Origin of the sequence: Shouchella hunanensis, from assembly GCF_028735875.1 — a bacterium.
GTDB classification, from domain to species: domain Bacteria; phylum Bacillota; class Bacilli; order Bacillales; family Bacillaceae_D; genus Shouchella; species Shouchella hunanensis.
The window spans coordinates 806,713-821,715 of sequence record NZ_CP117834.1; the positions used below are offsets into that span (position 1 = coordinate 806,713).

General features: G+C 39.7%; 13 protein-coding genes. 6 read left to right on the forward strand and 7 right to left on the reverse strand.

All coding sequences use genetic code 11. The features are described from left to right. Positions 1–79 precede the first annotated feature (79 nt). Together PQ477_RS04335 and PQ477_RS04340 are read right to left on the reverse strand one after the other, a co-directional pair. A complete protein-coding gene (locus tag PQ477_RS04335; RefSeq protein WP_035397978.1) occupies positions 80–1,444 on the reverse strand; it encodes a GntP family permease in 1,365 nt (454 codons plus the stop codon). A gap of 51 nt (positions 1,445–1,495) precedes the next feature. After that, complete coding sequence (locus PQ477_RS04340) at positions 1,496–2,341, reverse strand: MurR/RpiR family transcriptional regulator (RefSeq protein WP_274273010.1); 846 nt, start codon at positions 2,339–2,341, stop codon at positions 1,496–1,498. Positions 2,342–2,501: 160 nt separating this feature from the next. Here PQ477_RS04340 and PQ477_RS04345 point away from each other — a divergent pair, with 160 nt between their 5' ends. The 6 genes from PQ477_RS04345 (at position 2,502) to PQ477_RS04370 (ending at position 8,697) form a co-directional block, all read left to right on the forward strand. Then, the gene (locus PQ477_RS04345) at positions 2,502–3,338 is read left to right on the forward strand and encodes a class II fructose-bisphosphate aldolase (RefSeq protein ID WP_144559800.1); all 837 of its coding nucleotides are present in this window, start codon (positions 2,502–2,504) and stop codon (positions 3,336–3,338) included. A 106-nt stretch (positions 3,339–3,444) separates the two neighbouring features. Next, complete coding sequence (locus tag PQ477_RS04350) at positions 3,445–4,953, forward strand: spore germination protein (protein WP_246117068.1); 1,509 nt, start codon at positions 3,445–3,447, stop codon at positions 4,951–4,953. A gap of 16 nt (positions 4,954–4,969) precedes the next feature. Beyond that, on the forward strand, positions 4,970–6,169 hold the full coding sequence (locus PQ477_RS04355) for a Ger(x)C family spore germination protein (RefSeq protein WP_144559804.1): 1,200 nt from the start codon (positions 4,970–4,972) through the stop codon (positions 6,167–6,169). Continuing rightward, complete coding sequence (locus PQ477_RS04360; RefSeq protein ID WP_144559806.1) at positions 6,166–6,387, forward strand: hypothetical protein; 222 nt, start codon at positions 6,166–6,168, stop codon at positions 6,385–6,387. The genes PQ477_RS04355 and PQ477_RS04360 overlap by 4 nt, the downstream gene beginning before the upstream one ends. Next, a complete protein-coding gene (locus PQ477_RS04365) occupies positions 6,384–7,514 on the forward strand; it encodes a GerAB/ArcD/ProY family transporter (RefSeq protein WP_035397987.1) in 1,131 nt (376 codons plus the stop codon). The genes PQ477_RS04360 and PQ477_RS04365 overlap by 4 nt, the downstream gene beginning before the upstream one ends. Before the next feature lie 16 nt (positions 7,515–7,530). After that, on the forward strand, positions 7,531–8,697 hold the full coding sequence (locus PQ477_RS04370) for a GerAB/ArcD/ProY family transporter (RefSeq protein ID WP_144559809.1): 1,167 nt from the start codon (positions 7,531–7,533) through the stop codon (positions 8,695–8,697). A gap of 27 nt (positions 8,698–8,724) precedes the next feature. Here the strand turns inward: PQ477_RS04370 and PQ477_RS04375 are convergent, their stop codons facing one another. From PQ477_RS04375 to PQ477_RS04395, 5 genes are all read right to left on the reverse strand, one after another. Next, positions 8,725–11,319, reverse strand: coding sequence for an ABC transporter permease (locus PQ477_RS04375; protein WP_274273011.1), 2,595 nt, complete (start codon positions 11,317–11,319; stop codon positions 8,725–8,727). After that, the gene (locus PQ477_RS04380) at positions 11,316–11,999 is read right to left on the reverse strand and encodes an ABC transporter ATP-binding protein (RefSeq protein ID WP_035397996.1); all 684 of its coding nucleotides are present in this window, start codon (positions 11,997–11,999) and stop codon (positions 11,316–11,318) included. The genes PQ477_RS04375 and PQ477_RS04380 overlap by 4 nt, the downstream gene beginning before the upstream one ends. Positions 12,000–12,064: 65 nt before the next feature. Continuing rightward, entirely contained in the window at positions 12,065–13,084 is a 1,020-nt protein-coding gene (locus tag PQ477_RS04385; protein WP_144559813.1) for a sensor histidine kinase, read from the reverse strand. Next, a complete protein-coding gene (locus tag PQ477_RS04390) occupies positions 13,084–13,767 on the reverse strand; it encodes a response regulator transcription factor (RefSeq protein WP_035398005.1) in 684 nt (227 codons plus the stop codon). Before PQ477_RS04390 ends, PQ477_RS04385 begins: the two co-directional genes overlap by 1 nt. Positions 13,768–13,873: 106 nt before the next feature. Next, a complete protein-coding gene (locus PQ477_RS04395) occupies positions 13,874–14,917 on the reverse strand; it encodes a serine hydrolase domain-containing protein (protein WP_144559815.1) in 1,044 nt (347 codons plus the stop codon). Positions 14,918–15,003: the final 86 nt, after the last annotated feature.

Here is a 15,003-nt window from a genome sequence, read left to right on the forward strand (position 1 = left end):
TTATCTCTGTTGTTAATTATTTATTTCTGTAAGTAAAGCCGGAAAAAACCAACTAAATAGTCGGTTTTTCCATTGTCATTTAAAGTCCTGGTAAGAATCCTGCGATTGCACTTAAGAAGAAAATAAAGGCAAGTGCCGTTACACCAGCAATGAATCCTCCTAGACTCCAAACACGAAGCGTTTCTGCAACGGACAAACGCCCGAATTTAGACACTACCCAGAAGCCTGAGTCGTTCGGTAATGAAAGACCGATACCTCCCGCACAAATGGCAAGTCCAAGTAGAACTGGCGACACACCTAAATCAATAGCCATCGGCCCTAATATACTCGCTGTTGTAACAAGAGCAACGGTTGCACTACCAAGAGAAGCTCTTAGGATTTGTGCAAAAACAAAACCTAATAATAGTGCAGGCATGTTCATCCCCTGCATAACACTAATCAACAGATCACCTAAACCTGTTTCTTGTACGACTCGTCCAAAAGCTCCACCAGCACCTGTAATTAAAACGACCATACCAGACGCTTCAAATGCTTGACGAAATACCGTTGGAGTTGATTCCTTAATGTATTTAGGCAAAACAAACATTGCGACAACAACACTGATCAAAAGTGCCATGTTTTTATCGCCGATTGTTGCAAAGATCGTCGGAATGATCTGCTCTTGATCATTGCGGTAAATGACGTTATTAATTAACGTGTTGGATAAGATGAGTACAATCGGTAATGCGAGCATCGCGTATGAAAGCCAAGTCGGTATTTCACGTGATACTGTGTTATCGACGTTTTCAATATCTTCAACTGCATCATCTAATCGATTACCATTTGGAATTCGTTTGCCGATAAACTTCCCGTAAAGAACACCACCTACTAACGTTGCCGGAATGGCTACTAGTAAACCGTAGAGAAAGAATATTCCTATGTCTGTGCCCATTTGGTCTGCAACAACTAATGGACCAGGAGTTGGAATAATTAAGCTATGTGAAACAATTAAGCCAATAGCAAGAATGGCTACAAAGGTCGCCAATGAAATCTTTGTTTTAATTGATAAGCTTTGTACAAGTTTATTTAAGATAATAAAGGCTGCATCAAAAAATACTGGGATTGCAACAGTTGTAGCTGTAGCAGCCAATGCATATGGTGAATTTTTTATTCCGAATGCCCGCAACATAGAGCTAGCAATTTTCTCAATGGCACCAGAGGCAGCAAGGAACTGACCAAAGATGATTCCAAGACCGATTAAGATCCCGACGCCTGTAAGAGTAGCACCAAACCCTTCTGCAACAACAGTCGGTACATTACGTGTAGGAATGGCCGATACAAGACCAAGTCCAACAGCGATGACGAGTAACGAAATAAATGCATCCCATTTGAATTTCATAATAAGAATAAAGAGAATGATAAGAGCGACAACAAATCCGATAATTAATCCATTGCCAGTTAACATGAGCCCACCTCATTAAAATGACTTTTTAATTGTTTTAGCGTTTGTAAATCGTTATTTTTTCATGCGTGTGACGGCCAAACGGGACTGATTTATTTTTTGCTTGGCATCCTCACCTGCTTCAGCCGCAACTCGTGTATAAAGCGTATCCATTAAAACGAGTTGAACGAGCCTTGAAATCATTGCATCTGATTGATGCTTCGTTTCATGAGCTTGAGTTAGAAAGACATTATCTGCAACACTTGCAATACTTGAATGCTCATTTGCGGTAATCACAATAAGATAAGCCCCGTGTTTCTTTGCCATCTTTAACACTTCATATATATTTGTCGTTTCTCCAGAATGAGAAATCGCCAGAATCACATCTTTATTCGTCATGTGGCTTGCATAAATTGCTTGATAATGCGGGTCTTTAACTGAAAGTACATTCCCGCCTAAACGCATAAATTTGTGCGCACCGTCTTCAGCCATTGTGGCAGATAACCCCTGACCAAAGAAGTAAAGCCTGTTCGCTTCTATAATGGCTTGAACCGCTTCTTCCACACGTTCATTTGAAAGCCTTTCTTTTGTTAAAGCCATGGCTTGAAAAACCTGATCGGCCATTTTTCCAAAAATAGTCTCTGCCATATCTTCTTTTGCAATATCAATAATCTCTAAAGAAGACGGTTTCATATCAGCCATTTCTTGCGCTAACGCAACTTTAAGCTCTTGATAGGACTGATATTCAAGCTTTTTATACAAGCGAACGACACTAGGTTCACTTACTTCACTTAGCATCGCAAGTTCTCCCATAGACAGAAGAAATGGTTTGTCCTGCACTTTTAACTGATGAATAATCTTTTCTTCAGTTGCCGTAAGCGATTTCTTTTTAAGCGTAATGCGTTCTTCAAACCGAAGCATTCTCTTCCCTCCTCATTTCTGTAGTAATATTACTACATATGTAACGCTTACACAACAGGTTTTTTTTCTTTTTCTACATAATTCGACTTGATTTGTACAAAATAGAAGCTTATTATGTGCTTAACATGTAGTTTTAACTACAAAGTAGGAGGAATTGGTAATGTTTACTACAACAAAAGACGTTCTCGCTTATGCAGAGAAAACAAACACAGCCATTGCAGCATTTAATTGCTACAACGCCGAAACGATCCAAGCCGCTGTAAAAGCAGCAGAGAATCAACAGCAACCAGTCATTATAGCGTATGGGGAACGGTACAAAGAGTATATGAACTTAGAAGCTTTTGCTGCCTTTACCAAAGTGATTGCCGAACAAGCTTCCGTTGACGTGGCTCTTCACCTTGATCATAGCTATGAGTTTGAAACGATTCGTCGTGCTGTTCATGCTGGATTTACATCGGTTATGTTCGATGGATCAGCTTTATCATTGGAAGAAAACATTAAACAGACAAAAGAAGTCGTTGATTTTGCACATGAACACGGGGTTGATGTTGAAGCAGAGATAGGCTCTATGCAAAAAGGTGCTTTCTCCGATGAAGAAGAAGGTGACGGTCGCTTAACAGATCCTGATGAAGCAGCAGATTTTGTTAAAAAAACAAATGTTGATTTTCTTGCCGCTTCTATTGGAACCGTTCATGGAATGTATGATGGTGACCCAGAGATTCGTTTAGATTTACTTGACGCTCTTAAAGAAAGAATTGATACTCCACTAGTTTTACACGGCGGTTCAGGAACACCTGAAAAGGAAGTACTTCAAGCTATTGAAAAAGGTATTCGCAAAATAAATGTCAATACAGAAATATCTTTGACTGCTGTCGAAACCATTACTGAGACAGTAGACAAGAATCCAAAAGCACACTTAAGTGTCGTCATGGAAAACGCTCAAAAAGCAATGAGTAACCATATGGAAAAGGTTGTTACACTTTATAAAAATAAATAAGCTACAAAGAATGGAAGCGACCTAAAAAGGGTCGCTTTTTTTAATGTATGTTTTCTTTTCGGTTCCACATAATAAGCTTTATTCAGGGAAAAGGAGGGTCAGTAGTATGAGTAAATCAAAAGATTCCAAATCGGTTTATCTGCAGCCCGCCAAAGCTTTGGATAAGAAGATTGCGTACATTGAGCAGATTATAGGAAAGAGCGATGATCTCGTTCAGCGTCCATTTTCTTTTGGTAGTGATCATACAATTCCAGCTTCCCTTCTATACATAGATGGCTTAGTCGATGATCGCGCCTTACAGAAAATGATGGCTGGAGCGAAACAAACAGAGCCATCGGTAGAAAACCCTATTGAGGATATCCAACTTAGCTTAGAAGAAATCGGCCATACAGAAAAAGCATTAACGTATAACATCATCTTAGAAAAACTTTTAAAAGGAAATGCAATTTGCTTAACGGAAGGTTCTTCTTCTGCCATTGCTGTCGCTATCCCTCAATTCTCAGAACGCACCGTCGCAGAACCGACTACTGAAACGGTTGTCAGGGGTCCTAGAGAAGGATTCGTGGAAAATATGAGAGTGAACACTTCATTAATTCGCAGACGATTATCGGATGAAAACCTTTGGATTGAATCTATGACCTTAGGCGAGCGCTCACGAACAACGATATCCATTGCTTACGTAAATGGCATTGTCGATAAAACGTTGGTAAAAGAACTTTATAGTCGCTTAAAAAGAATTGACACAGACGGCATTCTAGAAGATGGCAGCTTAGAAGAATTGATTCAAGATTCTTTTTACACCCCTTTCCCTACCGTTTACACAACCGAGCGACCTGATACAGCTGCCGCACATTTATTAGAAGGTAAAATTGCCATTATTGTGGACGGCACACCGATGGTCATGATTGTCCCTGCGTTGTTTGTCCATTTTTTTCACAATACAGAAGACTACACACAACGATCCGATATAAGTACGTTAATTCGCATCCTTCGATTTGGTTGTATTTTAATCGCATTATTAGGGCCTTCCTTATATATTGCCGTAACAACCTTTCATCAAGAGCTCATTCCAACTGGCTTATTAGGTAATTTAGCTGCTCAGAGGGAAGGTACACCTTTCCCTACTTTCATTGAGACATTATTAATGGAGTTGACGTTTGAAATTTTACGCGAAGCTGGTATTCGAATGCCTCAGCCTGTTGGTCAGGCGGTTTCGATTGTTGGCGCAATTGTCATTGGTCAAGCGGCTGTACAAGCTGGAATTGTATCTGCTGCCGTCGTAATTGTCGTTTCCATAACCGCTATTGCTGGCTTTGTGTTCCCAAGTTACAACATTGGCATCCCCATCCGCATTTTGCGTTTTGCTTTCATGGGACTCTCTGCTTCTTTTGGATTAGTCGGGATTTGCGTTGGGTTTACAGCACTTCTCCTGCACCTATCGAGCTTAAAATCATTCGGAATTCCTTATATGCAAGGCTTCACACCATTTGTTTTAAAAAATCAACAAGATATGATCTTTCGAGCACCTAAATGGATGATGAAAGAACGCCCTACACCGGGAGATTCCCTTGATCGAGTAAGGAATCGAACAAAGCGCCCAAGCCCAGAGAAATAAAAGGAGGTAGTGCACAATGTCCTTAAAACGATTTTTCATACTCATACTTGTCATGTGCCTGCCACTTTCGGGGTGTTGGGATCGCTGGGAACTCAACGAATTGTCGCTAATTGTTGGCATGGCCATTGATAAAGATGATGATGAGTATATCTTAACAATGCAAGCAATGAATCCAGCAGAAATTGCTTCTCAGGAAACAGGTAGAGGCTACGCTCAGGCGATGAATGTCCAGGAACGTTCAAAGACTATTCATGAATCTTTAAGAAAAATGGTGCAGAAATCACCACGTCGTGCATTTATCTCGCAATTAAAAGTGTTAATTATAAGCGAAGAAGTGGCTAAAGACGGCTTAGAGAATGTGCTTGATTTCTTTTATCGTGACCACGAGTCCCGTTCTGATTATTACATTGTCATTGCCTATGACAACAATGCTTATGACATTCTGGATATTATTACACCACTTGAAAATTTACCTTCACAAAATGCCTTTGATTCCATCACGTTTTCACTCCGATCCTATGGCGGAACGAAAGCGATCACAATTGATGAACTATATCAAGAGATGATGGCAGAAGGTATTGAGCCATCCATTATGGGCATCACCGTTTCAGGTGATTTAGAAAAAGGACGCACAAAAGCGAACGCAGAGGTCAATTCCCCTCTCTCCATGCTTCATATTAATAAAGCTGCATTATTTAAAGAAAATAAGCTTGTTGGTTGGCTAGGTCAAAAAGATAGCAAAGGCCTTGATTACTTAACTCATGATGTAAGCGACAGTGTCGGTAGTTTCACATGCCCTGGTGGTGGTCAGATTGCTCTTGAAGTAAAAGATGTACAAAGACAACTAAAAACGGAAATTGACAACAACCAACCGAAAGCAAACTACAAATTTGACATTGAAGCAACTATCTCAGAAGTGGATTGCACAACGTTAAACCTTGCCCTGCCCTCATCTTATAAAAAAGTGGAGCAGCTAGCGAGCGATGAATTTAAAACAACGTTAAACAGCACCATCGAGAAAGTAAAAGAGCTTAATACAGACGTGTTTGGTATCGGTCAAAATATTTATCGTAACCACCCTAATTATTGGGAGGCACACCAAGATGAGTGGGACACATTATTTAAAGAACTTGAGGTCAACATTGAGGTTGACATTCAACTGACTGATAGTGGAAGTATTGTGAATTCGTTTTTAAAGGAAGGTGACCAAAAATGATTGTCTTTCAACTGCTCTTATTAGCTGGTGTCGCCTTCCTTATCTATATCAGTCAGAGTAAGAAGTTAAAAGGTGATAAAAAAATGTCTATTCTCTTTTTCACAATCCTTAGCATCGGTCTTTTTTACGGAACTACCTATATTTTACAAATTGAAATACCCAGCTTGGCAAATAAAATGACATCAATTGTAAAATCTCTTCAAGGAATGAAAACATGAGCAAAGAAAAACTAACAACCAATCAGTTTCGCATGCTTGTCTTATTTAGTACGTGTAGTACATCTCTTTTAAGCATGCCCTTGATCTTGGGCACTATGGTAGGAAGAGATGCTTGGTGGATTGTTATTTTCGGAACGCTCCTAGGACTGCCACATATTTTTTTATTTCAAATGCTGGCACGACGCTATCCTCAAAAAGATATTTTCGAAATAAGTCGAGATATTCTTGGTAACAAAGCTGGAGTTATCGTTGTTTTACTTATAACAGCACTTCCGCTACTAACTGTTTCGACAAAGTTACACTACTCTCTCTCATTCATCAATAATCATCTGTTGCCTGAGACACCTTCCGCTATGGTGATGTTTATTAGCATGTCTATTGTTGCGATGGGCGTTTATTTAGGAATTTGCACACTTGGACGCACAGCAGAAATGCTAAGCATTTTCTTTTTTATCCCTTTGTTTACGCTGTTTGTGCTAAAAGCATCCGATATTCATCTTGAATTTGTTTTACCCTTTTTTCGTGGAGAGCAAAATCAATATGTAGAAGCCATTCTGTTTTATTTAGCCATTACTTCGTGTAACAATTTTCTTATTTTAAGTATTTTCCCAAAGTATGTTTCTGACAAAAAGAGAGCGGGTCGAGCATTTTGGCAAGGACACGTACTCGCTTGCACCATTTTATTTCTCGTCACGCTCCTTTGTATTTCTGTACTAGGGCCCGAATTAATGACTACTGCCTATTATCCGTTATTCGCATTGACTCAAAGGGTTTCATTCGGAAACTTTGCAGAACGTATTGAAGCATTGTTAACAATTCTTTGGTTTATTACAATTTATTTCAAAATTTGCCTATACCTTTATGTCAGCGCTAAAGGGATTGGAAACATGTTTCAACTTAAGAATATAAAGCCACTTGTGTTGCCGCTCGCCCTTCTTTTCCTCTTCATACCGCTGCAAGCATTTGAAGATGCGGCTGCTGATTATGAGTTTTACATTGGCCCAGCGATGTGGCTTTCTCTCGGAATTGGTGGCATCTTACCGATTGTTCTTGTTCTTATAAGCTTCTTTACGTATAGAAGGAAGCGACCACTGAACGATTCTCAAAAGCCAAGCCAAGGATTATAAAGGAGGAATAAATAAAATGAAATCTAATCACACGTTCACCGCTGTTGCTTACACGTTCATTGTTATTTATGCAACGTGCAGTACCGCCCTCCTTGGTATTCCTGCTACTTTGGCTTTTTTCGTAGGACAAGATGCGTGGTTATTCCCAATTATCGGAAGCATTATTGGCATTCCTATCGTCTTTCTTTATACGATGATTGCACGCTGGAACCCTAAAGGGACCATTTATCATATGAATGATTGGGTGTTCGGAAAAAAAGTTGGAAAAGTGTTTACTGCTCTATTTTTACTTTTTCCTCTTTTTCATTTTCCTGCCATTGTCTCTTACAATGTGGGCTTTATTGGTAATTTCTTGTTACCAGGTACACCACCATTCGCCATCTATTTAATGTGTATACTCATCATCGTTTACGGAGTATACTGTGGCATTGAACCAATTGCTCGGACAGCTACTTTAATTAGTGTGTTTTTTATACCACCTTTACTCTTACTAATAGGTTTAAATGTACCTGATGTGGATATAAAAATGGTGCAACCTGTTATGCAGTCAAATTTTTCCGATAGCATAAATGCACTCTCTTTTTTCATGGGTAATGTCGTCTGTAACGTCGTGATACAACTCACCATTTTCCCTAAGTATCTCACCTCAATTAAAAATGGAGAGAGGGCTCTTTGGATTGGTTATTCCATCGGATGTACCATTCTTATCATTATGACTTTTCTTTGCATAACCGTTATGTCTCCCGAAGTAACGAGTAGAGATTTTTACCCTGCTTTGTCCCTTGCTCAACGAATCGAATTAGGTGAGTTTCTTGAGAGGATTGAAGCAACCATAACGATTTTATGGTTTATTTCCATCTACTTTAATTTGTTGCTCTATCTATTTGCTATAATGGAAGGCATTTCGCATTTATTTAAGTTAAAAGATAGCAAAGCGCTTTTAATGCCTATGGGTATGTTGCTTTTATTTATTGGCGTCACCATGTTTGACAGTGTCGTACAAGAAAGAGAATTCTATCGATTTGTGAGCATCCCACAATCGATTCTTTCCGGCTTTGGTATTCCCTTACTCCTTGTTAGTATTGGTATCATAAAAAGAAAAAGAAAAAAATTACCTCTCTATCCAAGTCACTCAAAAAAACCTCTATCTACAGGGCCTGCTTCATCAAATGTAAAGAACTGAAGCCAGAGTGACTTCAGTTCTTTTTACTTAACTATTCTCTTGCTTCAGGCCATCAATGATACTTTCTTTCTTCATTTTCGATGAAGCGTACCTCATTGCAAAAGTGACAATCCCAAACACAGCTATGATAACAGAAATGATTGCCACCCATGGAATTGTGAATGGATAGACAAAGCTTCCTACCATCGTATGATACATGCCATACATAATTCCCAAACTAAGTGGTAAGCCGATGATCAACGAGTGAATGCCATAAAAAAGACTTTCATAACGAATCATTTTTCTAAATGAATGTGGCGTCATGCCAATAGATCGATACATCGCTAACTCTCTTTTACGTAAACCTACACCTGTTGAAATGGTGTTGATAATATTCGCAACGGATATAAGCGTTATAAGGGCAATGAATCCGTACGTAAATACACTAACGACGACCACCATCTGCAAGTCACTTTCAACCCGTTCATAAAAATTATATGTCTGTAATTGACCGTTACCCAAGGCTTCAATGGCCGCTGCAGTTTCATTTGGATCATCACTTTTTAGGTAAAGTTGCTCGTAACCCACACTATCATCTTCTATGTCTGCCAATAGTGCTTCCAACGTTTCCGTTTCCATCATTAGAACGAGATTTCCTAAATACACGTTTCCAACGCTTAACGGTCGTTCATCAGTCAATCCAATCACTTCGACTGGCGCAAGCGGGGTTGTTACATTTTCGTCGCCCCAATCTTGATGAATCAATTGAATCGTGTCGCCAATGGATGTATCAATCGCATTCGTCTGCACGTACTGTCCTGCGTCATCGTCAGGGTATTGGATCGTTTCTAGTACAATTGCCGGCACCGTATTATCTGCACTTCTCTGCTCGCCTGTTTCAGTAGCATCACCAAGTATCGCTTCATAGGACGCTTTATCTAAGCCAATTAGATCAACGGTATAGTCAAATTCCTCAATCGTTTGTCCCCATGTGTCGATGTCTCTTTTCAGTCGCTCAGGAATTTGCGCTTCCCTCACATCACCTATAACTGTGACCGATGTGATTAACTGAGCTGTTTGAACACGCTCCATTGCCTCTCGGTCCGTCAATATACTCTCATAGTCACGTTCACCCTCCTCTGAATACACCGAGATATCGTATTGAGGATCTTGCTGGGTCATCATCATCGATTGTGTCATAGTTGAAGTGAAGAAGGTAACAGAAAGAAACAAAATAATGCTCACAATTAATGAAAACACAGTAATATAATAGCGCTTTTTGTTTCGCTTTAAATTTTTTAATGCAAGTTCTGCCTCCATACCATATAACCATTTTGTTAGCTTAGAGGTTTTCAGCACTTTTTTTGTTAATTTAACATCATGTGTTTGACGAATTGCATCAATGGCAGAAATTTTTGATGCTCTTCTTGCCGGTACATAACACGAGAAGAAGATGGTTACAATGGATATAGCCAATGCTGCCAGAACAGCCGTTGGGGTAACAACAGCGTACAACTCTTGATCTATTCCTAGAGTCGATTGAAACATGCCGTCAATGAAATGGAACGTGATAGCAATGCCAGTATAGCCTGCTAATAGGCCAATGGGGATACTAATGGCTCCTATAAGTACTCCCTCAAAATAGACGGAATTACGTTTTTGTCTTTTAGTAGCGCCCACACTCGATAGCATCCCTAACTGCTGCGAGCGTTCAGAAACTGAAATGGCAAATGCATTAAAAATAAGCGAGATAGACCCGATGACAATAATGACTAAAATGATGGTGATTGCTGTATAAAGTGTTAATTGCAATTCATCATTAAGGGTTAATCCATAATAACGTAACAGTTCATCATTAAAGCTAGCATCCTTCCCTAGCTCCTTATTTAGGATTTTCACATCCCCATAAAGAGAGCGATTAACGTGATCCACAACAATCAGTCCTGCTGATACGGTTTCAGAGACTAGTTCTTTCTCATCATACATTGTAATGGCCGTATGAGCTGGACCCCATGCTGGTTCCCAAGATGGTACCTCAATAAAGCCAACAATTGTAAATTCACGTTCACCTGTAATCTCTAACGTTTCTTCATTGGGGATGTATTGACCATCCGTACCATATGTTCCCTCAGGTAAAGAATACTCATCTAAAAAGAGCCCCTCTTCATCAAAGCGATTTCCGTACGTTAATGTGATTGTCTCGCCAAGGGAGAAAGCTTCTTCCACTGCTGTAGAAAGCACTAACTCTTTCGATGAATGAGGTAACCTGCCAGATGAAAGCTCAATCGGAAAATAATTAAAACCTGCTTCGTTAAATTCATTTATAAACAGAAACGATTTATTTTCGTCAGACGATCTCGCGTCCTCTTCTACGAATCCCAACTTGTTATGGAGAATTAACTCACTTGTTCGATCAAATGTCCGCAACGCTTCTACTTCAGGCCCACTAACGTCTTCATACGCCACATGCCATTCACCAGTGTTTGAAATAGCATTTCGTTGCAGCAAATCCATCATAGAGGCAGCAATCGTTGTAACAGCAAAAATCATTGCCACTGAAATAATGGTTCCGAATAAGGTTACGATGGTGCGTTTTTTGTTTTTTTGTAGATTTCGGATCGTTAGTTTATTAACGATGTTCATCGACCAGTCACCTCGTCACTGGCAATCTTCCCATCTTCAATTGTAATAATGCGATCAGCCTGTAAAGCGATTCGTTCATCATGAGTAATGACAATTAAGGTTTGCTTTAGCGAGCGATTAAAATATTTTAATAAGTCGATAATCTCTTTACTGTTTTTACTATCTAAATTTCCAGTCGGTTCATCGGCAAGCATAATCGCCGGGTTGCTGACAAGCGCCCTACCAATCGATACCCGCTGTTGCTGACCACCAGATAACTGATTTGGTAAATGATGTAATCGTTGCTCTAGCCCGAGTCGACTGACCATCTCGTTTAAACGTTCAGCTTCCACTTTATGCCCATCCAGTAAAATGGGTAGCGTCATGTTTTCTTCTACCGTAAGAATGGGGATAAGATTATAAAATTGATAAATTAATCCTATTTGTCTTCTTCTAAAAATGGCAAGCTGTGTTTCGTCTAACTCATACATATTTGTTTGATCAACTAGAACGTTCCCACTTGAAGGTCGATCAACACCACCTAATAAATGTAATAGTGTAGACTTCCCAGATCCAGATGGCCCGATAATCGCCACAAATTGTCCTTTCGTAACTGAAAAAGAAACGTCGTCAAGAGCCTTCACTGCGGTATCACCTTTTCCGTACACTTTAGACAAATTTTCTACTTTTAACATCTCCACGTTCATTCCCCCAGAAAACTTATTACCCATAGTATAATTGTCTAAAGTGACGTAAGCGTGACAGGTTAAGTGACAGTTTTGTCATTTTCATGTTGATGATAAAAACGAACAGTAAATACTGTCCCCTTTCGGCTGGCAGATTCTACATGAATCGCCCCTTCTTGCTTGGTCACAATATGATACGTTAAAGCCAAGCCGATGCCAACGCTTTGTTTTTGTGCGTTCGCCCCCTGATAAAACCGTTTAAAAATATGAGGAAGATCCTTCTCCTGTATGGGATCACCACTATTATGAATGGCAATCTCCGTATAAAGAATTGTATCGGTAACGGTTATTGTTATAACCCCTCTTGTATCGGTGTGCTCGACTGCGTTTTTCACAATATTAATCAGTGCTTCCTTCGTCCATCGAACATCGACAACAATTACAGCTTGATAATCACCAACTTTTTTCAAAACAAGCTGCTTTTCCTGTATTTGAAAAGCGAAAGGCGAAACGGTTTCATCAACTAAACGTTGAACATTGACTGGTTCCTTTGAAAACGTTATGGCGCCTGCATCAATTTTTGATAGCTTAAGCAAAGACGTCACGAGCCATTCCATTCGAATTAACTGGCTCGAGACGTTCCCTAAAAACTCGGCTTTTTTTTCCTTTGGTACGTCTTCTTGCGCCAATAAATCGGTCATAACCGTCATTGCTGTGAGAGGTGTTTTTAATTGATGTGAGACATCGGCTAAGGCTTCAGCGAGTTTTATTTTGCTTTCATCAGCCTGTAGCCTTCGTTCCGATAACATTTGTGTCATTTTGTATATTTCGTTTTTTAAAATACTTAACTCGCCTTCATCGTTATCACGGACATCGAGAGAAAACACCCCTCCAGCCATTTTTTGCAAATAAAGAGAAAGGCGCTCCATTTCCTTATACCGCTGCCAGGAATAGAGTAAATGGATAAACGTAATGATTCCTACGACCATTGCAGTAATCACAGCGAGTAGAATCGATTCTCGACTTACAGCAATCGTTAAAACAATCCCTAATCCAACGATCCAACTTGTACTATGTCGTAACTTTTTATTCCGAAACATTACGAGCCCACCCGATACCCTAAGCCGCGAACGGTTATGATTAACCTAGGCTTTTGCGGATCGTCCTCAATCTTTTCTCTTAACCGTTTAATGTAAACTGTTAATGTATTATCATGAACAAATTCACCTGCTGAATCCCATATCAGATGAAGCAATTGATCACGTGATAACACTTGACCGATGTGTTTAGCAAAAATCATGAGCAATCGAAACTCTAGTGCGGTCACATGAATTTCCTGCTGCTGTCTATACACTTTCCCTTCTAAGGGATGAATCTCAATTGGACCAAAAGGATACATTTCCGTTCTCTGACTTTGACGCTCATACCTTCTTAACACCGTCCTTAAACGACTTACTAACTCCTTCACGCGAAAGGGCTTTGTTATATAGTCATCTGCCCCCATATCTAACCCTTTCACAACATTCCCTTCATCATCTATCGCCGTTAAAAACAAAACAGGAATATCGCACTTTTGCTTCACTAAAGCACAAAGGTCATATCCTGTTCCATCTGGAAGATTAAGATCAAATAGACAAACATCAATTGTCTCCACATGATGTTGAATAAATGAAGCGGCTTTTTCCACTGTATTAAAAACGATGACGTCGTATCCTTCTTGTTGAAGCGTGTACTCTAAACCTGACACAATGATGACATCATCTTCTACTAATAATAATTTCACTCGAAACGCTTCCTTTTTTTGAAAAATTATGTCTCTTCCTTCATTATCCTATTACATCTCGACGATTACTACAATAATGTAAAAAGGACATAAAGAGAAAGGCTCTTTACATCCCATTGGTTTCCTCTTTAATCAAATCATGTAGTTCTGCTCGAATTCGACTGATCTCGCGATTCTCTCTACCAAAGTGAACGCGATTCGTCAGCAGGATCACACGAAGACCATCTAGCGGGTCGAACCACATACTTGTGCCGGTAAAACCTGTATGCCCATACGAAAAAGATGTGAAATCAGCGCCACAAGAAGCGTATCCGTGATCTTTCATGATCCATCCTAATCCCCTGCGCTCATTTAACCCTTCTGTTCGACAACGCTTTGAATCCCTTACGACCGATTCACTAATGATGCTCTTTTCACCTACTTTACCATTGCCTTCAATCATCCTCGCATATTTCTCTAAATCTTCAATTGTCGAGAACAGCCCAGCGTGGCCACTCACTCCACCGAGGAAGCGCGCATTTTCATCATGCACAATACCATTTAAATAGCGCTTGGTAGCGTTGTCCCATTCTGTGGAAGCAAAGTGTCCATCTATAGGATTAAATGAAGTCGCATTCATCGAAAGAGGTCGAAATAATTGTTCATTCGCGAATGTGACAAAATCTGTTTTTGTGACGTTTTCAACAATATGCTGAAGTAACATAAAATTCAAATCACTATAGATCACTCGTTTACCTGGTTGGTGCACAAGAGCCATTGCACCCATTTGGTCTACAACCGTCTGACCTTCACCACCTTCATAAAAAGGATAATGTGCCTGAAAACCAGATGTATGCGTCAGCAGGTGCTCTACAGTAATAGGATGTTTGTCTTCTTGAAAAGAAGGGAAAAAGCGGCTTATTTTCGTATCTAAATGTAAGAATTGTTTATCCATTAATCGCAGTATTAATGGCAGGGTGACAACTACTTTTGTTAAGGAAGCTAAATCAAAACGCGTTTGAGTTGTCATCTTTTCTTTAACGGGGTAATAGGTCGCATAACCAAATGCCTCACGCAAAAGGGTGCGATCTTTTTTTGAAATACTCAACACAACTCCTGGTATCGTCTGACGAGAAATCTCTTTTTCTAGATAACGTCTAACGTTTATCATCCTACCACCTCTTCTTTTTAATTTTTACGCTTCATGTACGTAAGTAAGTAAAAGGAATTCAATGATTTTTACCGAATAATAAGTAT

Coding starts and splice junctions, on each gene's coding strand:
- PQ477_RS04335 (WP_035397978.1), bottom strand. CDS start 1,444: ATGTTAACTGGCAATGGATTAATTATCGGATTTGTTGTCGCTCTTATC.
- PQ477_RS04340 (WP_274273010.1), bottom strand. CDS start 2,341: ATGCTTCGGTTTGAAGAACGCATTACGCTTAAAAAGAAATCGCTTACG.
- PQ477_RS04345 (WP_144559800.1), top strand. CDS start 2,502: ATGTTTACTACAACAAAAGACGTTCTCGCTTATGCAGAGAAAACAAAC.
- PQ477_RS04350 (WP_246117068.1), top strand. CDS start 3,445: ATGAGTAAATCAAAAGATTCCAAATCGGTTTATCTGCAGCCCGCCAAA.
- PQ477_RS04355 (WP_144559804.1), top strand. CDS start 4,970: ATGTCCTTAAAACGATTTTTCATACTCATACTTGTCATGTGCCTGCCA.
- PQ477_RS04360 (WP_144559806.1), top strand. CDS start 6,166: ATGATTGTCTTTCAACTGCTCTTATTAGCTGGTGTCGCCTTCCTTATC.
- PQ477_RS04365 (WP_035397987.1), top strand. CDS start 6,384: ATGAGCAAAGAAAAACTAACAACCAATCAGTTTCGCATGCTTGTCTTA.
- PQ477_RS04370 (WP_144559809.1), top strand. CDS start 7,531: ATGAAATCTAATCACACGTTCACCGCTGTTGCTTACACGTTCATTGTT.
- PQ477_RS04375 (WP_274273011.1), bottom strand. CDS start 11,319: ATGAACATCGTTAATAAACTAACGATCCGAAATCTACAAAAAAACAAA.
- PQ477_RS04385 (WP_144559813.1), bottom strand. CDS start 13,084: ATGTTTCGGAATAAAAAGTTACGACATAGTACAAGTTGGATCGTTGGA.
- PQ477_RS04395 (WP_144559815.1), bottom strand. CDS start 14,917: ATGATAAACGTTAGACGTTATCTAGAAAAAGAGATTTCTCGTCAGACG.